Source organism: Cobetia sp. MC34 (genome assembly GCF_018340035.1).
GTDB classification, from domain to species: Bacteria; Pseudomonadota; Gammaproteobacteria; order Pseudomonadales; family Halomonadaceae; genus Cobetia; species Cobetia amphilecti.
Genome location: NZ_JADPPY010000009.1, coordinates 91286 through 111765 on the forward strand (window position 1 = coordinate 91286; position 20480 = coordinate 111765).

At 63.6% G+C, this 20480-nt stretch carries 18 protein-coding genes; 13 read left to right on the top strand and 5 right to left on the bottom strand.

Features of this window, described 5'->3' with window-relative positions:
- Positions 1–113: 113 nt before the first annotated feature.
- The 6 genes from hisD to cuyB all read left to right on the top strand — a co-directional run bounded on the left by hisD (position 114) and on the right by cuyB (position 6625).
- Positions 114–1430, top strand: a complete 1317-nt coding sequence (gene hisD, locus IZU87_RS07140) for a histidinol dehydrogenase (RefSeq protein ID WP_213114125.1) — start codon at positions 114–116, stop codon at positions 1428–1430.
- A 9-nt stretch (positions 1431–1439) separates the two neighbouring features.
- Positions 1440–2648 carry a DegT/DnrJ/EryC1/StrS family aminotransferase gene (locus IZU87_RS07145; protein WP_213114126.1) on the top strand — a complete coding sequence of 403 codons (1209 nt, stop codon included), beginning with the start codon at positions 1440–1442 and terminating at the stop codon, positions 2646–2648.
- A gap of 168 nt (positions 2649–2816) precedes the next feature.
- On the top strand, positions 2817–3755 hold the full coding sequence (locus tag IZU87_RS07150; RefSeq protein WP_213114127.1) for a TRAP transporter substrate-binding protein: 939 nt from the start codon (positions 2817–2819) through the stop codon (positions 3753–3755).
- 135 nt (positions 3756–3890) lie between these two features.
- Positions 3891–4448 carry a TRAP transporter small permease gene (locus tag IZU87_RS07155; RefSeq protein WP_043332799.1) on the top strand — a complete coding sequence of 186 codons (558 nt, stop codon included), beginning with the start codon at positions 3891–3893 and terminating at the stop codon, positions 4446–4448.
- A gap of 4 nt (positions 4449–4452) precedes the next feature.
- A complete protein-coding gene (locus IZU87_RS07160; RefSeq protein WP_043332797.1) occupies positions 4453–5733 on the top strand; it encodes a TRAP transporter large permease in 1281 nt (426 codons plus the stop codon).
- Between the two features lie 172 nt (positions 5734–5905).
- Positions 5906–6625, top strand: coding sequence for a cysteate racemase (gene cuyB / locus IZU87_RS07165; protein ID WP_213114128.1), 720 nt, complete (start codon positions 5906–5908; stop codon positions 6623–6625).
- 9 nt (positions 6626–6634) lie between these two features.
- On the opposite strand, the gene IZU87_RS07170 is transcribed toward cuyB, so the two are convergent.
- On the bottom strand, positions 6635–7513 hold the full coding sequence (locus tag IZU87_RS07170) for a helix-turn-helix domain-containing protein (protein WP_082388511.1): 879 nt from the start codon (positions 7511–7513) through the stop codon (positions 6635–6637).
- A gap of 156 nt (positions 7514–7669) precedes the next feature.
- Here IZU87_RS07170 and IZU87_RS07175 point away from each other — a divergent pair, with 156 nt between their 5' ends.
- Together IZU87_RS07175 and IZU87_RS07180 are read left to right on the top strand one after the other, a co-directional pair.
- Positions 7670–8938 carry an MFS transporter gene (locus IZU87_RS07175; protein ID WP_213114129.1) on the top strand — a complete coding sequence of 423 codons (1269 nt, stop codon included), beginning with the start codon at positions 7670–7672 and terminating at the stop codon, positions 8936–8938.
- A gap of 191 nt (positions 8939–9129) precedes the next feature.
- Positions 9130–11040, top strand: a complete 1911-nt coding sequence (locus IZU87_RS07180) for a bifunctional 2',3'-cyclic-nucleotide 2'-phosphodiesterase/3'-nucleotidase (RefSeq protein WP_213114130.1) — start codon at positions 9130–9132, stop codon at positions 11038–11040.
- Between the two features lie 165 nt (positions 11041–11205).
- Here IZU87_RS07180 and IZU87_RS07185 read toward each other — a convergent pair whose 3' ends face one another.
- The gene (locus IZU87_RS07185) at positions 11206–11511 is read right to left on the bottom strand and encodes a hypothetical protein (protein ID WP_043332791.1); all 306 of its coding nucleotides are present in this window, start codon (positions 11509–11511) and stop codon (positions 11206–11208) included.
- 177 nt (positions 11512–11688) lie between these two features.
- Here IZU87_RS07185 and IZU87_RS07190 point away from each other — a divergent pair, with 177 nt between their 5' ends.
- Positions 11689–12531, top strand: a complete 843-nt coding sequence (locus IZU87_RS07190) for an alpha/beta fold hydrolase (protein ID WP_249330478.1) — start codon at positions 11689–11691, stop codon at positions 12529–12531.
- A gap of 127 nt (positions 12532–12658) precedes the next feature.
- Here IZU87_RS07190 and IZU87_RS07195 read toward each other — a convergent pair whose 3' ends face one another.
- On the bottom strand, positions 12659–13357 hold the full coding sequence (locus tag IZU87_RS07195) for a GNAT family N-acetyltransferase (RefSeq protein WP_213114131.1): 699 nt from the start codon (positions 13355–13357) through the stop codon (positions 12659–12661).
- A 339-nt stretch (positions 13358–13696) separates the two neighbouring features.
- On the opposite strand from IZU87_RS07195, the gene IZU87_RS07200 reads away from it, so the two are divergent.
- Genes IZU87_RS07200 through IZU87_RS07215 form a run of 4 tightly spaced genes read left to right on the top strand, consistent with a single transcriptional unit; the run spans position 13697 to position 18670 of the window.
- Positions 13697–15319: an ABC transporter substrate-binding protein gene (locus tag IZU87_RS07200; RefSeq protein WP_213114132.1), complete on the top strand. Its 1623-nt coding sequence runs from the start codon at positions 13697–13699 to the stop codon at positions 15317–15319.
- Positions 15316–16242 (top strand): ABC transporter permease, encoded by a 927-nt coding sequence (locus IZU87_RS07205; protein WP_054556011.1) that lies wholly within the window; start codon positions 15316–15318, stop codon positions 16240–16242. The genes IZU87_RS07200 and IZU87_RS07205 overlap by 4 nt, the downstream gene beginning before the upstream one ends.
- Positions 16239–17156 (top strand): ABC transporter permease, encoded by a 918-nt coding sequence (locus tag IZU87_RS07210; RefSeq protein ID WP_197738734.1) that lies wholly within the window; start codon positions 16239–16241, stop codon positions 17154–17156. The genes IZU87_RS07205 and IZU87_RS07210 overlap by 4 nt, the downstream gene beginning before the upstream one ends.
- A complete protein-coding gene (locus IZU87_RS07215) occupies positions 17153–18670 on the top strand; it encodes an ABC transporter ATP-binding protein (RefSeq protein ID WP_249330479.1) in 1518 nt (505 codons plus the stop codon). The genes IZU87_RS07210 and IZU87_RS07215 overlap by 4 nt, the downstream gene beginning before the upstream one ends.
- 184 nt (positions 18671–18854) lie before the next feature.
- On the opposite strand, the gene IZU87_RS07220 is transcribed toward IZU87_RS07215, so the two are convergent.
- Both IZU87_RS07220 and rhtA read right to left on the bottom strand, forming a co-directional pair.
- Positions 18855–19394: a TspO/MBR family protein gene (locus tag IZU87_RS07220; protein ID WP_249330480.1), complete on the bottom strand. Its 540-nt coding sequence runs from the start codon at positions 19392–19394 to the stop codon at positions 18855–18857.
- A gap of 181 nt (positions 19395–19575) precedes the next feature.
- Entirely contained in the window at positions 19576–20469 is an 894-nt protein-coding gene (rhtA, locus tag IZU87_RS07225; protein WP_213114133.1) for a threonine/homoserine exporter RhtA, read from the bottom strand.
- Between the last annotated feature and the right edge of the window lie 11 nt (positions 20470–20480).

Sequence of the window (20480 nt, forward strand, 5' to 3'; positions counted from 1 at the left end):
GTGATGCGCCTCGCCTGATGACAGCGGCGTGACTGGCGCATCCCGTAACGACATGCTCCCGGGCCCAGCTGGCAAGGGAGCGTGATGATCACAGCAGTTTTCGGGGAATCACAATGACAATCAGACACCTCAAGCTGGCTGAAGCGGCCGACGGCGTGGCAGAGGAAGATCAGCGCACCACGGCCATCGTCCAGGACATGCTGCAGGACATTCGCTCGCGTGGCGAAGACGCCGTGCGCATGTATGCCGAGAAGTTCGACAATTGGAGCGGTGATTTCGTCCTCAGCGAGGAAAAGCTGGCCACGCTGATCGAGAGCGTGCCGCAGAGCGTCAAGGACGATATCGATTTCGCCCATCGCCAGATCCGTCGTTTCGCCGAAGCGCAGCGCGACAGCCTGACATCCTTCGAGATCGAGACCGAGCCGGGTGTCGTGCTGGGGCAGCGCGTGCTGCCCATCGATGCCGCGGGTTGCTACGTGCCGGGCGGACGCTACGCGCATGCCGCCTCGGCGCTGATGAGCGTCGCCACGGCCAAGGCCGCCGGCGTCAAGCACATCACGGCCTGTTCGCCGCCGCGCGGCGACAGCATCAATCCGGCCGTCGCCTACGCCATGCATGTGGCTGGCGCCGACCGCATCCTGGAGATGGGCGGCGTTCACGCGGTCGCCAGCATGGCCTACGGCCTATTCGGCGGGCGCGAAGCCGACATCCTCGTCGGCCCGGGCAATGCCTTCGTTGCCGAAGCCAAGCGTCTGCTGTTCGGCCAGGTCGGCATCGACGTCTTTGCCGGCCCTACCGAATCGGCGGTGATCGCCGACCACACCGCAGACCCGATGACCATCGCGGTGGATCTCGTCTCCCAGGCGGAGCACGGACCGAACTCGCCGGTCTGGCTGTTCACTACCAGTGAAGAAGTTGCGCGCCGCGTCATCGAGCTGGTGCCGCTGGTCGGCAACGATATGCCCAACGCCGAGGTCATCCACGCCGCCTGGCGTGACTACGGCGAAGTCATCCTTTGCGACACCCGCGAAGAAGTGGTCCAGATCAGTGATCAGTACGCCTGCGAACACCTGCAGGTGCTGTGTGAGGACCTGGATTGGTGGAAGCAGAATCTCAGCAACTACGGCTCTCTGTTCCTGGGCGAAGGCAGCACCGTCACCCACGGTGACAAGTGTTCCGGCACCAACCATATCCTGCCGACCAAGCGGGCCGGGCGCTACTCAGGCGGTCTGAATGTCCACAAGTTCATGAAGGTACTGACCACGCAACAACTCAGCGCCGAAGCCAACCTCAAGTTCAGTGCCATCGGTTCGCGTATCTCGCGCACCGAAGGGATGGAAGGCCATGCGCGTGCCTGTGACTGGCGCCTCACCAAATACTTCCCCGAGCAGGATTGGGATTTCCCCGTCTATGCCCAGAAGCGTTATTGAGGAGGCCACATGCGTCGTTTTGCCAAGTCATTCACCCAGCAGGAAGCCATCTCCGATACCGCCATCGAGGCTGCCGTCGCCGTGATGCGCAGTGGTCGCCTGCATCGCTACAACCTGGCGGAAGGCGAGCAGGGCGAAGCGGCGCTGCTGGAACAGGAATTCGCGGCGAGTCTGGGCATCCCCCACGCGCTCGCCTGTGCCTCCGGCGGCTATGCCCTGCAGCTGGCGCTGCGCGCCTGCGGACTCGAGGCCGGTGACAAGGTGCTGTGCAACGCCTTCACCCTGTCCCCGGTGCCCGGCAGCATCGTCGCCGCCGGTGGCGAGCCGGTGCTGGTGGACATCCTCGAGGACACCACGGTCGATCCGGAGGATCTGGCGCGTGCGGCAGATCAGAGCGGGGCCCGTTTCTTCATGCTCTCGCACATGCGCGGCCATATCGGCGACATGCACGCGATCATGCAGGTCTGCGACAGCCGCGGCATCACGGTGATCGAGGATTGCGCGCATACCATGGGCGCGAGCTACGACGGCAAGCCCAGCGGCACCTTCGGCAAGGTCGGCTGCTACAGCACCCAGACCTACAAGCACGTCAATTCCGGTGAAGGTGGCCTGCTGGCGACCGCCGATGATGAGGTGATGCGACGCGCCATCATCCTGTCGGGCTCCTACATGCTGTACGACCGCCACCTGGCGGCGCCGGCCGCGGAGAGCTTCGCCGAGACGCGCCTGCAGACCCCCAACATGAGTGGTCGCATGGACAATCTGCGTGCTGCCATCCTGCGTCCGCAACTGGGGGAGCTGGCAGAGCGTCGTGAGCGCTGGAATTCCCTCTATGCCCGCATGCAGGACCGGCTCGAGGCCATGGCGGGCGTCACGCCCATCCTGCGTGGCCCGCTGGAAGGCTACGTCGGAAGCTCCATCCAGTTCACTCTGGCGCAGTGCTCCCACGAGCAGATCGCCGCCTTCATCGCAGGCTGTGAAGCGCGTGGGCTACCGGTGAAATGGTACGGCAAGCCGCTGCCGGAGGATTACACCAGCCGCTACGACAGCTGGGCCTATCTGGGCAGCCATCGTGCAGTGCCCAATGCCGACCGGGTGCTGGCGACGCTGTGTGATCTGCGTCTCCCGCTGACCTTTGACGTGCAGGACTGCGAGGTCATCGCGGACTTGATCCAGGACGCTCTGCACAGTGCACGACCTGTCTCGACCGTCGCGTGACTATGCCCGGCGGCAGCACGTGACAGGGGTGAACCCATAACGATAACGCTTTGAAAGCCACATGATCTTCAATCCGCATGTCCTGGTGACAGGCCATGCGGACCCGCAACCAGTGGAGTAATAACAATGTTCAATAAAGCTCTCTTGGCAACCGCAGTGATGTTGGCGATGTCAGCGACCGCTCAGGCAAAGACCTTCAAGGTCGGCATGGGCGATCCGATGGATTCGGATCAGGGCGCGCTTGCACAGCGCTTCGAGGAACTGGTCGAGGACCTTTCCGATGGCGAGATGCAGGTGGAGTTGTTCCCGGGCGGTCAGCTGGGCTCCGAGACCGGCATGATCCAGGACACGCGCATCGGCAAGCTGGACTTCGCGCTGATCGGCGTCGGCAACCTGACGCCCTACGCGCCGCGCCTCGGCGCGCTCACCATGCCCTATGCACTGCGTAGCCATGCGGATGCCGTCAAGGCCACCACCGGCCCGCTGGCGGATGAATGGAACCAGATCGCCGAGAAACAGGCCGGCGTCCACATCGTCAGCTGGCTGTATTCCAACTTCCGTTATCTGACCAACTCCAAGCGTCCGGTGACGTCGCTGGAAGACCTTGAAGGCATGAAGATCCGTGTGCCGCAGAACAAGATCATGCTCGCCACCTATCAGGCCTGGGGCGCCAGCCCGATCAGCATGTCGTGGCCGGAAGTCTTCACCGGTCTGCAGCAGGGCGTGATCGATGGCCAGGACAACCCGGACATCGTCAACTACACGATGAAGTTCCAGGAAGTGCAGAAGTATCTGACCGAGGTCCACTATCAGTACTCCCTGCAGCCGATCGTCATGGGGGTGCGCACCTACAACAAGCTCTCTGATGAGGAGCGAGAGATCATCGATCGCGCTGGCCTGGAAGCCCAGCTCTATGCGCTTCAATTCCAGCTGACCGAGGCCTCTCAGGCGCGTGCTGCCATGGAAGCGGAAGGGGTGCAGTCCGCCCAGCTGACCGACGAGGACAAGTGGATCAGCATTGCCAAGGAAGAAGTCTGGCCGCAGTTCTATGAAGAGATCGGCGGCAAGGAATCCTTCGACGAATTGCAGAAAGCATTGGGCCACTGAGCCCGAGTGGGCGGGGTCGCTCGCGGCGTCAGCGTGAATGACGCCTGAGCGACCCCCGCTGCGTTCAATGCTATCGAGCAGGGATACCAGACAGTGCTGGTATCCCTCTCACAGTTCATCGTGAAGGAGGCTCGCATGTTGGCCAGATTGAACAATCTCGAGGATTACGCCTGCCGCTTTCTACTCGCGGTCTTCGTACTCCTGCTGTTTTCCCAAGTGGTATTGCGTGTCGTGTTCGGTATCGGCATGGCATGGATGGAAGAGCTGGCACGCTACGCCTTCGTCTGGTTCGTCTTCCTGGGGGCTGCACACGCGGCTCACCTGAGTGCCCACAATCGGCTGCAGACCCATATCAATCTGCTGCCGCGCAAGGTGGCCAACGCCATCCTGCTGTTCGTCGACCTTATCTGGGCGCTCTTCAGCCTGATCATCGCCTACAAGAGCCTGGATCTGATCGGGCTTCTCACCGAGTTTCCCTATGAGTCCCCAGCGCTCGGCTGGTCGCTCGCCTATGTCTATTACATCTTCCCCGTGGCCTTCACCTTGATGGCCTTTCGCGTATTGCAGGTGCAGTTCCTCAAGCTGGTCAGAGGCATCGAGCCCGGCAACGTGGACGACGAGGAAGTGAAGCGCATCACGGAAGCGGCCCCGGATGCCGCCGATGACACCCGCACCGCCAAGATGGGAGGCTGATGCCATGGCCGCGACTATTCTGTTCTCTCTGTTCGGTGCACTGCTGTTTCTGGGCTCACCCATCGTCGTTGCCCTTGGGGTGGCGTCCATGGCGGTCTATGTCGTCAGTGGTGATGACATCACCTCGCTGGTGGAGCTGGCGTTCTCGGCGATCAACTCCTTCCCGCTGATGGCACTGCCATCCTTCATTCTGGCGGGCGCCCTGATGGGCGACGCCGGCATCGCGCGGCGTCTGATTCGTATCGCCGAAGAGCTGGCGGGCCCGGCCGCAGGTGGCCTGGGGGCGGCAGCGGTGATGGCCTGCATGTTCTTCGGCGCCATCTCAGGCTCGGGGCCGGCGACCACGGCGGCCGTGGGCATGCTGGTGATTCCGGCGATGATCGAACGTGGCTACGGCCGCAGCTATCCGGCGGCGATTACCGCCACCGCTGGCGGACTGGGCGTCGTGATTCCGCCCAGCATGCCGTTGGTCATCTACGGGGTGACCGCCAACGAGTCGATCTCGGCGCTGTTCATGGCGGGTGTCATCCCGGGCATCATGCTGGGGGCGGCCCTGATGATCGCCAACTACATCACCGCCAAGCGCAACGGCTATCAGGCCCAGGGCGAGCCGTACGACAAGGCGCGTGTCTTCAAGGTACTCAAGGAGGGCTTCTGGTCACTGATGGCACCGGTGGTCATCCTCGGCGGCATCTACAGCGGTCTTTTCACACCGACCGAAGCCGCCGTCGTCTCGATCTTCTATGCGCTGTTCGTCGGTGTCTTCATTCACAAGGAGTCCTCGCTGCTGGGCTTGAATGAAGCCTTCCAGAACACGACCTGGCTGACCGGTCGCGTGCTGATCATCATGTTCACCGCTACCGCCTTCGGGCGCATCCTGGTGGAGCATCACATTCCGGCCATGATCGCCCAGGGCATCCTCAACATCACCGATAGCCTGTGGCTGGTGTGGGTGCTGGTGATCGCCTTCCTGCTGATCGTCGGCATGTTCATCGAGATTCTGGCCACCATCATGATCGTCACGCCGGTGTTGCTGCCGGTCATGGTGGAGCTGGGCGTCGACCCGGTGCACTTCGGGATCGTGCTGGTGGTGAGTCTCGGGATCGGCTTCTCGACCCCGCCGCTGGGCGAGAACATGTTCATCAGCTCCAGCATCGCCAACGTGTCCATCGAGAAGATCTCGGTGCGGGCGCTGCCGCTGGTCGGCACCATGGTGCTGATCGCATTGCTGCTGGCCTTCGTGCCGCAGCTGACGATGTGGCTGCCGGACATGATGGGCTTCTAGCGGCGCAGCGGAGGGCTGTGGCTCGTCATCACTGTTTTCGTCAACACAGTGGCTCGTAAACACAGCCCTTCGTAATCACTGCCTCATGAAACAGTTTCTCGAGAGGATGCCGGCCACGTCGCCATCCTCTCGAGCCTTGATCTTCAGTGAGAGTTTTGTCGGAGAACGACCAATGAGAAGCTCGCATGACGCCTCGGGCGCAGAACATATCGTCGTGGGCGTGTTGGGCGGCATGGGGCCGGATGCCACGGTGGCCTTCATGCAGCAGGTGATCCAGGCCACACCGGCCGAAGACGACATCGACCATGTACACATGGTGGTCGACAACAATCCCAAGGTGCCGTCGCGCATCAAGGCTCTGCTGGAAGGGGGCGATGTCTCTCCGGGGCCTGCCATCGCGGAAATGGCCCAGCGACTGGAGCAGTCCGGGTGTGATTTTCTGGTCATGCCCTGCAACACGGCCCACTACTACTGGCAGGATGCGCAGGACGCCGTCTCGATTCCGGTGTGGCATATCGTCGAGCGCACCCTGGACTGGGTGGCGGCGCAGTGGCCGGGCGCACGTGTCGGCATGCTGTGTTCCCCGGCGCTGCGCAAGATTGGCCTCTACGAAGGCTTCATCGAGTCGCGTGGTCTGTCGCTGGCCTATCCCCAGGATGAGGACGCGATGCTGGAGGTGATCCGCAGCGTCAAGAAAGGCCAGGTGAGTGATGACGCCGTCGGGGGAGCCTTCCGTCAGGCCGCCGCTGACCTGGTGGCGCAGGAAGCCGATGTGCTGGTGCTGGCCTGCACCGAGCTCTCCATTATCAGCCATCTGCTCGATGACCGGCTGCCGATCGTGGATTCCGTCGAAGCGCTGGCCGTCAGCGTGGCACAGGCGGCCGCTCAGTAAGCGTCGCCGTCACGCGCCGCCCATGCCACTGCCCGAGCGGCGTTGCTCGCGTTCCTGCAGGTAGCGGGCGGGTGTAGTGCCGAGCAGCTTCTTGAACATGCTGATGAAGGCGTTGACGGACTGATAGCCGACGTCTTCCGAGACGCGCTGCACGCTCATGCCTTCGGCCAGCAGGCGAATCGCCACCACCAGGTGCAGTTGCTGACGCCAGCGGCTGAAGCTCAGGCCGGTGTCACGCTGGATAAGCCGGGCGAGGGTGCGTTCGCTCATCGCCAGTTCGCTCGCCCACTCGGCCAGGGTGCGTCGGTCGTCCGGGGTCTTGATCAGGGCATCGCTGATGCGGGTCAGCCGCGGGTCTTCGGGCAAGGGCAGGTGCAGACGTTCGCTTGGCATGCAGGCCAGCTCTTCCAGCAGCACGCCGACCAGCCGCGCTGTCGGCCCCTGTTCAGGATATGGCTGGGGTAGCTCCGCCAGACGCAGCACCAGCTCACGCAGCAGGGGCGAGATCGACAGCGTGCAGCTGTGGCTTGGCATCTCGAGCGCACCGGGCTCGATGAACAGGTGGCAGACGCGGCCGCCACGGGTCAGATGATTGCTGTGGGGCAGGTTGCCGGGAATCCAGACCCCGCTGTGCGGCGGCACCATCCACAGACCTTCCGGTACGCGACTGGTCACCACGCCATGCAGGGCGATCACCAGCTGTCCCTTGCGATGCTGGTGGATCGGCACCTCCATCACCTGCTGGCCGGTCTCGACATGCAGGGCGCTGGCCGGAATCTCGTAGATGTCCGGGTCGTGCTCGCAGACGCTGCTGGAGAAGGGCACCTGATCGGGGCCGCGGGTGCTGACCCCGGGCGATGACGGTAGAACGGGTGTGGTCACTGACATGGCGGCTCGCAGATTGTCTGATTTCAGTGATCTGATGTCATGATGGCTCAATTCTGCAGTGGGCGAGGGGATTAAGCTAGCCTCACTCTGTGTGCGGACTCATCTCTTGGGTGTCGTCCCGCCATTACCCCGTTTCACGATCGCTGCGAGCGCCTCATGACTGAACTCTGCCACTCGTCTCCTGTCCGGCGACTGAGCCATCCGGCCGTATTGATCGCCGGTATCCTGTTGATCGCCATGAACCTGCGTGCGCCCTTCACCAGTATCGCGCCACTGCTGGAGCGCCTGCAGGCGGCGCTGGGCTTCAATGCCACGGCGGCTGGCCTGTTGATGATTCTGCCGCTGCTGGCCTTCGTCGTCGTCTCGCCCTGGGTGCCGCGCCTCGCCAGAGGTCTCGGGCTTGAACGCAGTCTCTTCCTCGCCTTGGTGACGATCGCCGCGGGCATCGTGCTGCGGGTGCAGGGCAGCATGCTGGCCCTCTATCTGGGTATCGGCCTGATCGGGGCGGGCATTGCCGTGGGCAATGTGCTGCTGCCCAGTCTGGTCAAACGCAGCTTTGCGCAGCATGTCGCGCTGCTGACCTCCTGCTATGTGCTGACCATGGGCATCATGGCCGCCATCGCCTCGGCGCTGATGGTGCCGTTGGCACAGGGCAGCAGCGCTGGCTGGCAGTACGCGATGCTCATAGTGGTCGTTTTGCCATTGGTGACGATGGGGGTGTGGTGGCCGCAGTTGTCACGTCGCTCCCTGCCGGCGGCGGCGAAGGAAGCCGAGAAGGGTGCCGAGAAGGACGTCGAGAAGGACGTCGAGAAGGGTGCCGCGCGGCCGGTGCGTCAGGCAGCCGTGTGGCATTCGCCACTGGCCTGGCAGGTGACGCTCTTCATGGGCATCAATTCGCTGCTGTTCTATACCGTCAACAGCTGGCTGCCGAGCATGCTGGCGGACAATGGCTTCTCAGCCGAGAAGGCGGGCTCGTTGCATGGTCTACTCCAGCTGGCTTCGGCCTTGCCGGGATTGATTCTGGTGCCCCTGATGCCGCGCCTGAAGGATCAACGCCTGATCGCCTTCGCGACGCCCTGCATGTCGCTGGCGGGATTCATCGGGCTATGGCTGATGCCAAAGTGGGCACTGGTGTGGGTGCTGTTGCTGGGCGCGGGCTCCGGGGCCAGCTTCATTCTCGCCTTGTCATTCATGGGGCTGCGGGCGCGTGATGCCATGCAGTCGGCTTCACTGTCGAGCATGGCGCAGACGCTGGGCTATCTGCTCGCGGCCATGGGGCCGCCGCTGATCGGCGCGCTCTACGATATGCAGGGCAATTGGCAGCTGGCACTGATGGTCTGCGCCGTCCTCAGTGTGCTGATGGCAGGTGTCGGCTGGCTGGCGGGCAGAGACCGCCAGTTGCCTGAGGCGTCGGCATCTGAATAATGGAGCGCTGCCCCCAAGGGGCACTGGCACATCCCCCCATGACAAGGAAGTGAGAGATGGCGAATGCTTCATCGGCTAGCGAAGATCAACGGGCGTCTGACTCGCCAGCTGTTGCGCAGCACCCCGGACGTCGGCGCAAGCCGCCTTTGCGGGCAGCCATCCTTGGCCTGGCCAGTCTCGGAGGTATCTTCATGATCGTTCAGCCAGCCAATGCCGCGACGCTGTCACTGCGCGTGATCGAGACCACCGACATCCACGCCAACGTGATGGATTACGACTATTACAAGGACCGGCCCAGCGTGCGCATCGGCCTGGTACGCGCGGCAGGTCTGATCAAGCAGGCGCGTGCCGAGGTAGCCAACAGCGTGCTGCTGGACAATGGCGACCTCATCCAGGGCAGCCCGATGGGCGATTACATGGCGGCAGAAGGTCTCGAGGAGGGTGATGTCTTCCCGGCCTACAAGGTCATGAATCAGCTGGATTACGATGTCGGCAATATCGGCAATCATGAATTCAATTACGGGCTCGAGTATCTCGAACGGGCGCTGTCCGGCGCGCAGTTCCCCTATGTGAACGCCAACCTGCTGGACGCCACGACAGGCGAGCCGTACTTCACGCCCTACCAGATCACCGCCCATGCCTTCACCGACAGTGAGGGCAACGCTCAGACATTGAAGATCGGCTATATCGGCTTCGCACCGCCGCAGGTGATGACCTGGGACCGCAAGCACCTCCAGGGCCGCCTGACGGCCGAGGACATCACCGAGAGCGCCAGGCGCTGGGTGCCCGAGATGCGCCGGGCGGGCGCGGATGTGGTGATCGCCATCCCGCACTCCGGCATCTCGACCGACCACTACCGGGTGATGGCCGAGAATTCGGTGTATTACCTCTCGCAGGTCGAGGGCATCGATGGCATCGCCTTCGGGCATGCCCATGCCGTCTTCCCCAGCGAGGAATTCGCCGAGGTACCGGGGGCCGATATCGCCAGGGGCACCCTCAATGGCGTGCCGGCGATGATGCCGGGGCACTGGGGCAGCCATGTGGGCGTGATGGATCTCGAACTGAGCAATGCCTCGGGCCAGTGGCGGGTAGTGAGCGGCCAGACAGAAGCCCGCCCGATTCAGGTAGGGGGCGAGGCGCAAGTGGCGGAAGATGCCGAACTGGCGGCGCTGGTCGATCATGAGCACGACGCCACGCGCGAGTACGTCAATCGCAGCATCGGACGCGCCAGTGCGGCGATGAAGAGCTATCTGGCGCTGGTGCAGGACGACCCGACGATCCAGATCGTCAATCGCGCCCAGGCCGATTACGTCAAACGCTTCGTCGAAGGCGACCCGGACCTGGAAGGCTTGCCGATTCTCTCGGCAGCCGCGCCGTTCAAGGTCGGCGGCCGTCACAATGATCCGACCCAGTTCACCGAGATGGAGGCGGGCGAGCTGAGCTTCCGCAATGCCGCCGATCTCTATCTCTATCCGAATACGCTGGTGGCGCTCAAGGTCACCGGCAGGGAAGTGCGGGAATGGCTCGAGTGCAGCGCCGGCCAGTTCCATCGCATTGATCCGGATCTCGCCACGCCCCAGCCCTTGATCAACTGGGAAGGTTTCCGCAGCTACAACTTCGACGTGATCGATGGCGTCGAGTACCGGGTGGATGTCACGCAGCCGGCGCGTTACGACGGCAATTGCGCGCTGATCGACGCCGATGCCCACCGTATCCAGGGACTCGCCTACCAGGGCGAGCCGGTCAAGGACGACGAGGTCTTCCTGCTCGCGACCAACAACTATCGCGCCTACGGCGAGGACTTCCCCGGCACCGGAGAGTCGCATATCGCTTTCGCGTCACCGGATGAAAATCGCAGCATTCTGGCCCAGTACATCTCGCGCCAGACGCAGCAGCAGGGCGCGGTGGACCCCGCGGCGGATCACAACTGGCGGCTGGCCGCGATCGACACCGATACCCCGCTGGACATTCGCTTCACCACCGCCCCCGGCGAGGATGCGCAGCAGTTCATTGATGCCCAGGCGGTCTACCCGATGACGTTGGTGGATCAGGACGAGATGGGCTTTGCCCGTTATCGCGTCGGGCTGGACCGGATGGAATAGCCAAGGCAGCACATTGTCGAGCACGTCGTTCCTGGCCTGGATTCAGGTGGGCAAAAACGCCAGTCAGCAATTGCTGACTGGCGTTTTTTTGTCACTTGGCGCTACCCGCTATCTGTTTCATTATTCGCTTTTGCCTCAGGTTCTTTTGCGCAGTCCCATTGCGGGTCAGCGCCAAGGTGCGTGCAAGGCGATGCTCAGCAGCACGCGTTTGCCGCGCTCGATGCGGCTGACGCTGTGTTCGTGAAGGTCGGGGCGAAACAGCACCACGCGGTCCGCGAGGCGAAAGAGGCTGCCATCGGTCTCGAAGACACCGCCCCGGCGGGGCTTCTTGAGCACGATATTGAGCTTGTAGTAGCTGCCGCTGCCCATCGGGTCGTTGTGGCGCATCACGCTGTGGCCTTCGGGGTAGGTCACCAGGTTGATGGTCAGGCGACGAAGATCAAGCAGACTGCGGTTGATGACACGGGCCATGGGCGTTTCCCTTGAATTTGATGGGGCCATTAAAGCGTATTTTGAGCAATCAATCAAAATCGTGCTTGAGTGATTGCTCAGGAATCCGTAAGGTGGTCCCACGTTCACGGCATCACCGCGATATAGCACTGTTTCGCCAGGCCGTGATTGAGTATTCATCAAGCGAAGAGGTCAGCAATGAGCCACGACAACGTGACAATGGAAGCCCTGGAAACCCGTTATGCGATGATCGAAGGTCACCGCATTGCCTACAAGGAAATGGGTGAAGGTCAGCCGTTGTTGTTGATTCACGGCATTCCGACCAACAAGCTGATGTGGCGTGATGTGATGCCGGAATTGGCCAGGCATTATCGTGTCATCGCCCCGGACATGCTCAACTATGGCGAGTCGGACATGCCGGTGGATGCTGACGTTTCCATCAATGCCCAGACACGCATCTTCATCAAGCTGATGGATTCACTGGGTGTGGCGAGTGTGGATGTCGTCTCGCATGATATCGGCGGAGGTATCGGTCAGCTGATGGCCGTCAATCATCCCGAGCGTGTTCGCCGTCAAGTACTGATCGACAGCGTATGCTTCGATTCCTGGCCGATTCCGGAGTTCAAGCAGCTGCTGGAGCCGGGCGTCGAGGAAGCGACCAGCGTCGAGGAATTCATCAGCACCATGCGCGGCTTCATGCCCAGTGGTGTGCATGATCGGGCCGTCGCGACCGAAGAGATGGTCGAGCGCTATGTGTCCCAGTGGAACAGCGAGCAAGGCAAGGCGGCTTTCTTCCGCAACATGCGTCGTCTCAACAAGGAATACACCCAGGCCATCGCCGGTGAGCTCAAGAATATCGAGATCAAGACTCTGGTGCTGTGGGGCGACAAGGACAACTTCCAGAAGCCGGATTACGCCCCGATGCTGGCAGATGCCATTCCGGGTGCCGAGCTGATCTGGGTGAAGGATGCCGGTCACTGGGTGACGGATGAAAAGCCGCAGGATACCGTGCGCTATATCCTGGACTTCCTCGCCCGCTGAGGAGGAGCCCATCAGCCATAAGCGCAGTAAAATCTCACCCCTGATGGTGAATGAGCCCTGAACGACAATGCCCGGTCCTATGACCGGGCATTGTCGTATCTGGCGGAAATCGCGCACGGGAAATCGCCTAATGATGCGCGATGTTCCGCGCGGCCGGAGGGGACTGTCGCTTGCGCTTGGCGGTGATCGTCAAGGCCTCTTCCTCGGTAAGGTCATCGATGATCGTGTCGAGAGAGGCATTGCCTACCGGGGGCAGGGGCGCGTGATCACTCCGCGGGGCAAGCGTCGGCGCTGTCTGGAAGGTGAGGGGTCTTTCCAGTGCCATGATGCTGCCACTGCGCGTCGGGGTGCACTGCTCATTGACCAGGGTGAAGCCGTGGCGCTGGTAGAGCGCCAATGCCGGGCTGTCGGAGAAGACTCTCAGGCGCAGCGCGCGCGGGCAGGGCTGAGCGCCCGGGGAGAGCTCGGAGGCGCGGTCTTTCATCAGCGACTGGCCGTACTCCTGTTGCGTTGCCAGCTGGATCAACCAGTTCAGGCAGGCGGAGCCGACGCCACGGCCTTGCCAATGTGGCACCAGTTGCAGGTCGCGCAGATACAGGATGTCCGGCAGGGCCTTGAGGCTGATGAAGCCGACCCATTCGCCATTGATACGTATCGCGTAGTTTTCGTTGTCCTGCCAGCGCTCGCTGAACAACTCCTCGTCCCAGCTCATGCCATGCCGTTTGTAGGTCGCGAGCATGTTGCCGCAGCACAGTCGCCGAGCCGCGGCGCTCAGATAGCTGCTGCAAGCCGAATCGCTGATAGGGGTAATGCTGAGATCATCCATGATCCTGTCGCTTATTGTTGAGGGTAGGGGCACAGATGCGCGGACTGATGACCATTCGTCCAGAATAGCGGACCAGTCGGTTAGCGCATACTAATGTAGTTTGCCATCTATCATCGGATGTTGGGTTGCCGCTGACAAGTGAATGCCTGTCCAGTGCTTGTCCTGCACCTTTCAAGCGCCCCTCAAGTGCCCCTCAAGTGCCCGTCCAGCTTTGCCCAGTCGTAGAAGGTGAGCCGAGAGTTGCCAAAACGTAATAGTTACACTATAACATTGCGTTTTTGTTCGTCGGCGGCGGTTGCGCGTCGGCATCCATGCTCTTGCTCGGGACTCGCGATATCGATGGTCAAATTGCTCTCAAGGCTTCGGTGGCAATACCGAACCTTCCTTCACGATCGCAGGCAGCTGGCCGTCGCCAGCGTCGCGCTGAGCCTGGCCGTGGTGCAGCCCAGCCATGCGCAAGATGCCTCAGCGGCGCAAGCGTCGGCGGCTGACACACGACGTCTGGAGATTGTCGCGCCCTTCGACATTAAGGGGGCGGACCCGCTGCTCAGCGGCATTCTTTTCCAGCGCATGCAGATCGTCGAGACACTGGTCGAGGTGGATGCCACGGGAGAGCTGCAGCCGGGATTGGCGACCGATTGGGAGGTCTCGGATGACGGCCTGGAGTGGCGCTTCACGCTCCGCTCCGGCGTACAGTTCCATGATGGCAGCCAGCTGGATGCCGAGGTGGCGCGTCAGGTGCTCGAGATCGCAAGTGCCAAGCCGGGTCTGTTGAAGTCGGTGCCGGTCGAGCGGATCGTCGCCGAAGATGCCCAGACGCTGGTGATTGCCCTCAGCGAGCCCTTCGCCGCATTGCCCGCCTATCTGGCCGATTATCGCCAGCAGATACTCGCGCCGGCAGCCTTCGATGAGACGGGCACCGCCCAGCAGGTCATCGGCACCGGCCCCTATCGCATGCTGCGCATGACGCCGCCCTTGAGCCTGGAAGTCACCGCCTTCGAGGACTACTGGGGCCCGCAGCCCGAGGTGCGCCAGGCGCGCTATCAGGCGGTGAGCCGCGCCGAGGGCAGGGCATTGATCGCCGAGAGCGGAGATGCCGACTTCACCTATGGGCTGGACCCCGCCAGTCGCCAGCGTCTCTCCCAGTCGCCGCGTGTGACTCTGGCAGCGGCCGCGACGCCGCGCACGATGCTGTTGAAGGTCAACGCCAATCATCCGGCCTTTCAGGACCCCGCTGTACGGCGTGCATTGAGTCTGGCGATCGATCGCACCGCCATCGCGCAGGTCGTGCTGCGCTATCCGCGTGGCGCCAGCCAGCTGTTCCCGCCGATGGTGGAAGGCTGGCATGACCCCGCACTGCCCGAGCTGCATCAGGATGTCGCCAAGGCGCGTGCATTGCTGGACGCCGCAGGTTGGAAGGTCGCGGAGGATGGCATCCGCCACAAGGATGGCCAGCGTCTCGCGATCAGCCTGATCACCTTCTCGGACCGCCCGGAGCTGCCGCTGGTCGCCACGGTGCTGGAGCGCCAGTTCCACGCCATCGGCATCCAGACGCGTCTGGATATCACCAACTTCTCGGCGATTCCGGCCGGCCACCACGACGGCAGTCTCGACATGGCGCTGTTCGCGCGCAATCTGGCCATGGTGCCGGACCCCATCGGCAACGTGCTGAGCGATTACGCGGGAACCCCCGAGGCCCCTGGTGGCGACTGGGGCGCGATGGGCTGGTTCGATGCGGACTTCACCGCCGAGCTTGAGCGCATGGCACGCGAGGGCTATGGGCCCACGCCGGCAGGGCAGGACCCGCGCGCCCAGGCCAGCGGCGTGATCCAGCGGGCGCTGCCCGTGATCCCCATCGCCTGGTACTACCAGAACCTGGCGATCTCCAATCGACTGCAAAGCGCTCAGGTAGATCCCTGGGAGCGTAGTTTCGGCCTTTCAGAATTGCGGTGGGCACAATGAATCTCCCTTCACGTCTGTTGCAGCTATTGATGGTGGTGCTGATGGTCGGCGGCGCCAGCTATCTGATGATGCAGAGTCTGCCCGGCGATGCCGCCTGGCGTATCGCGGCCGGCCGCTATGGCTATGATGCGTTGGATGCGGCCGCTGCGGCCTCGGTACGCGCCGAACTGGGCCTCGAGGCACAGGGCGGCTTGCACTTCCTTTACTGGCTGGGCGATATCCTGCGCCTGGAGCTTGGCACCTCGCTGATTTCCGGTGAATCGGTGTGGGTGGAGATTCGTCATCAGCTGGGCAACTCCCTGTCGCTCGCCGGCGCGGCGCTGGGCATCTCGCTGCTGATCGGCCCGCCGCTGGGGCTGCTGGCCGGTCTGCGTGCCGGTGGCTGGCTGGACCGTAGCCTGCTGGCCGTCTGCAGTCTGCTGCGTGCCACGCCGCAGTTCCTGCTGGCGCTGGTGCTGATCCTGCTGATCTCGGTGGAGATGGGCCTGCTGCCGGCCGCCGGTCACGGTGAGCCGCAGCACTTCATTCTGCCGGCGATGACGCTGGCGCTCGGGCTGGCAGCGGTATCGGCACGCCTGGCACGTGATGCCATGGCCGCCGTCACCCAGACGGCCTTTCATGATTTCGCGCGCTGGAAGGGCCTCAGCAACGCCCAGACCTTCTGGCGTCACGGCCTGCGCCATGTGGCCTTGCCGCTGGTGACCTATCTGGGACTGCAGTTCGTGACCCTGGTGGAAGGTGTGGTGGTGATCGAGAGCATCTTCGGCTGGCCGGGCATCGGCCATGCGCTGGTGCACGCCATCTTCTCGCGCGATGTGCCGATGGTGCAGGGCACCGCCCTGGTGCTGGGCGTCGGCTTTGTCTTGATCAATCTGCTGGTCGATCTGCTGGGTCGCCAACTGGACCCACGGGGTGTGAAATGAATCAGGTGGTGGAAGGGCTTGCGCCGCAGCGCGTGGAAGCCGTGCGTCGTCCACGTCTTGACTGGCCGTTGCGCCGGGTGATCGGGGCCGCGATGGTCGCCAGTCTGGTGCTGCTGGCCTTGCTGGGCAATCTGGTGATACCGGGAGACCCGCTGGAGCAGCATCTCTATCGTGCACTGCAGGGCGCGGATGCCGTCGGTGTCTCTGACGCCGGCGAGGTGATCACCAGCGCCCCGCTGGGCTATGACCACCTTGGGCGCTCCCTTTATCACCGCCTGGTGGCGGCGCTCGGGCTGTCGCTTTCCATTGCCGCGGGGGCGGTGATTCTGGCGGCTTTTTCGGGCATTTCGCTGGGCCTGCTGGCCGCGGGACGCGGTGGTTGGGCCGAGCGCCTGTTGAGCCTGGTGGCAGACAGCCTGCTGGCATTGCCGGGGCTGCTGCTGGTGCTGATGGTCAGCGTCATCCTGCCGTCGACGCCGCTGGCATTGTGGTTGGGTCTGTCGCTGGTGCTGTGGGTGGAATTCTTCCGCCTGGCTCGCGCCACCGGTCGCAGCGTGCTGGCGAGTCCCGGTGTGGAGGCCAGCCGTCTGCTGGGCTTCGGGGCCTGGTACCGGTTTCGTCATCACCTGTGGCCGGAAATGGCACCCGTGATGATGACGGCGATGGCCTTCGGCATGGCCAACGCCCTGATGGCGATTGCCGCGCTGGGCTTCGTGCATGTCGGCATTCCGGAGCCCACGCCGGAGCTGGGCACCATGATGGTCGAGCTGTTGCCGTACTGGCGTGAAGCGCCATTCGCGCTGCTGACGCCGGTGCTGGTTACCTTCCTGCTGTTGCTGGGGCTGTTGCTGATGTCCGGCAGCAAGGCCAGAACGTCAACCGCCGCGGACACCCTCGAAGGAGCGCGCCCATGAATGTCGCGACAATGACCACGCCAGCCTCTCACACGCGGGATGGGGCAACGGCGGATGATGTGGTGCTAAGTGCCGAGGATGTGAGCGTGCGGGTCCAGGGCGCGCAGACGGCGCTGCTGGAGCCTGTCTCGCTTGCGCTCAAGGCGGGAGAGCCGCTGGTGGTGATCGGTGAGACGGGGTCCGGCAAGAGTCTGCTGGCTCAGGCACTGCTGGGCACGCTGCCTCCGGAGCTTGTGGCCTCCGGCAGCCTGTGGCTCGACGGCGAGCCATATCCTCTGCATACGCCAGAGAATCGTCGCCCGCTCTGGGGTCGCCGCCTGGCGGTATTGCCCCAGGAGCCCTGGCTGGCGCTGGACCCGTTGATGAAGGTGATTCGTCAGGTCGGTGAGGCATATCGACTGGTCGCGGGGCGTTCGGCACAGGCCTCCCACGCGGCCGCGCGCAGTGATCTGGAGCAGTTGGGTGTCGCCGCGGCCAGCGAGCAGCTGCCGGGCAAGCTGTCCGGTGGCATGGCGCAACGTGTGGCCTTTGCGGCCGCCCGCGCCGGCGGCGCACCGCTGTTGATCGCCGACGAGCCGACCAAGGGGCTGGACGCCGCCCGCGTCAGCGAGATCGGCGAGCTGCTGCTCAAGTCATTGGCCGAGACACCGCGTGCTGGTTTGATGGTCATCACCCATGACATGGCGCTGGCGCACCAGATCGGTGGCCGGCTGATGGTGGTACGCAGGGGGCAGGTGATCGAGCAGGGCGCTACGCGTGACGTGCTGGCCGCGCCGACACATGCCTATACCCGACGCCTGGTGAATGCCGCGCCGCAGGCCTGGCCGGAGGCCGCCTTCAAGCCGGCAGCCGACAGTGAAAGCCGTGATGGCAAGGCGGCAGGCGAGACCATCATCCGCGCCGAGAATCTGACCATCGCGCGCGGGGACACCACATTGCTGCGTGACGTGGAACTCAGCGTGAAGGGCGGTGAGATCATCGGCGTCCAGGGCGCTTCAGGCTGTGGCAAGTCATCGCTGGGCGATGCACTGCTCGGCCTGTTGCCACCGCATTCAGGACGCGTGGTCCAGCATGCCGAACGCCTGGAATATCAGAAGCTCTACCAGGACCCCGTGGCGACCTTCCCGCCACGCCGGACACTGGGGCGGCTGTTGAAGGATCTCAGCGCACGCCATGGTCTCGACGACAGCCAGCTGCCGCAGCTGATGGAGCAACTGAGCCTGGCGCCGGAATTGCTCTCGCGTCTGCCGGGACAGGTCTCGGGTGGCGAGCTGCAGCGTTTCGCGCTGTTGCGTCTGATGCTGATCAAGCCGCGCTTCGTGTTCGCCGATGAGCCGACCTCACGCCTCGACCCGCTGGTCCAGCAGGAGGTGATCGCCTGCATGGTGAAGATGGTGCGCGAGCAGGGCACGGCGCTGGTGCTGGTCAGTCATGATGCGGCACTGCTGCGCAAGGTCGCGGATCGCGTGCTGGTAGTAGAGGAAGGTCGCTTGAAGGCGCGTCAGGAGATCTGATCGCTCACCAGGCCCGCACGGCGGCACCAGAGGACCGCAAGGCATCATCGCAACAGCAAGAATCGCACCAGCAAGACGACGCTTGATACGCCAACGCCCGGCCGAGACTCATGCGAGTCTCGGCCGGGCGTTGGCGTTTGGTGTCTGCGGGGTATGGTCTGGCCTCGGGTCGATCGCTGACGGTTCACCCGCCCAGCAGGGCCGGATTGGCTTGCCAGACGGACCAGGTCAGCGCACTGGCCAGCGTCACCCACGCCAGATAGGGCAGCATCAACAGCCCGGCCAGGCGACTGATACGCCAGAAGGCGATCAGGGTGACGGCGATCAGCGCCCACAGCACCAGTACGTCGATGAACGCCGCCTGACCGAGATGCCAGGCGAAGAACAGCCAGCTCCACAGGCCGTTGACGACCAGCTGCACCACGAACAGCCCAAGCGCCAGACGATGGCGCGGACGGAAGCCATTGCTGGCATGCAAGCCATCGCGCGCGACACGCCAGGCGGCGAGCGCCATCATCACGAACAGCGCCGTCCACACCGGCCCGAAGGCGCCCGCCGGCGGGGCCCAGGCCGGTTGGGTGAGGCTTGCATAGAAGGTCTTCGCGTCAACCGAGGCCAGCGCACCGATGGCGGCAGTGAGGAAGCTCAACCCGAACCACACCACCATCTGGGCGGTGGAGCGCGCAGCGGAGGGTGAGGAAGACACGGAACGTGGCGATGTCATCTGGCGGTCTCCTGTCTCGAAAAGCGTGATAGAGAAAGACACGATATCCCACGCTGCGTCCTGATTCACCGTCCCGTTCTTCCTGAAAGGTGCACCTGAACGGTTCAGCCGAGAGGTACGTCTGCACGGTTCAGCTGAACGGAACATCTGAACGGCTCAGCTGCGGGCGGCAGCGCCATCCTCAATCCGGCACCGGCCCATCGAAGACTTCCTTGCTGCGACCGGTCAGCGTCGTGCCCACCGAGGCGGCGATGACCAGACCGATGGCGAGCCACTGGAAGATGCCCAGCGTCTGACCGAGGAACAACAGGCCGGAGAGCGCCCCGATGGCGGGTTCCAGGCTCATCAGGGTGCCGAAGGTGTGGGTCGGCAGGCGCGGCAAGGCCACCATCTCGAGGGTGTAGGGCAGCGCGGTCGAGAGCACCGCGACGGCCAGTGCCAACGGCAGGATATCGACCGAAAACATGGCGCTGCCAGCCTCCATCAGCCCGACGGGCGCGACGACCACCGCCGCGATCGTGATACCCAGCGCCGCGCTCTGGGTGCCATTGCCTGCGCCGGCCTTCTGGCCGAACAGGATATACAGCGCCCAGCAGAGGCCTGCGCCGAGGGCGAAGGCGGCACCGACGGGGTCGATCGGCGCGGCGGTATCCTCACCCAGCAACAGCAGCAGTACCAGCCCGGTGATCGCCAGTGCCACCCAGCCGAGGTCGATCCAGCGGCGCGAGCTCAGCAGCGCTACGGCCAGCGGGCCGGTGAATTCCAGTGCCACGGCGATGCCCAGCGGTACTGTCTTGAGGGCCTGGTAGAACAGCAGGTTCATCACGCCCAGCGCCACGCCGTAGATGCTGATGGACTTCCAGGCCTTGCGCGTCACCGGCTTGCGCCACGGACGCAGAATGGCCAGCAGCAGAATCGAGGCGATGATCAGACGAATCGCCGTCGCGCCTGCCGCGCCGATCATCGGGAACAGGGAAGTGGCCAGCGAAGCACCGCTCTGGATCGAGCACATGGCGACCAGCAGCATGGCGACGGGCCACAGACGAGAAGAGGAGGCGGCGACGGCAACGGACATTGAAGTCTCCT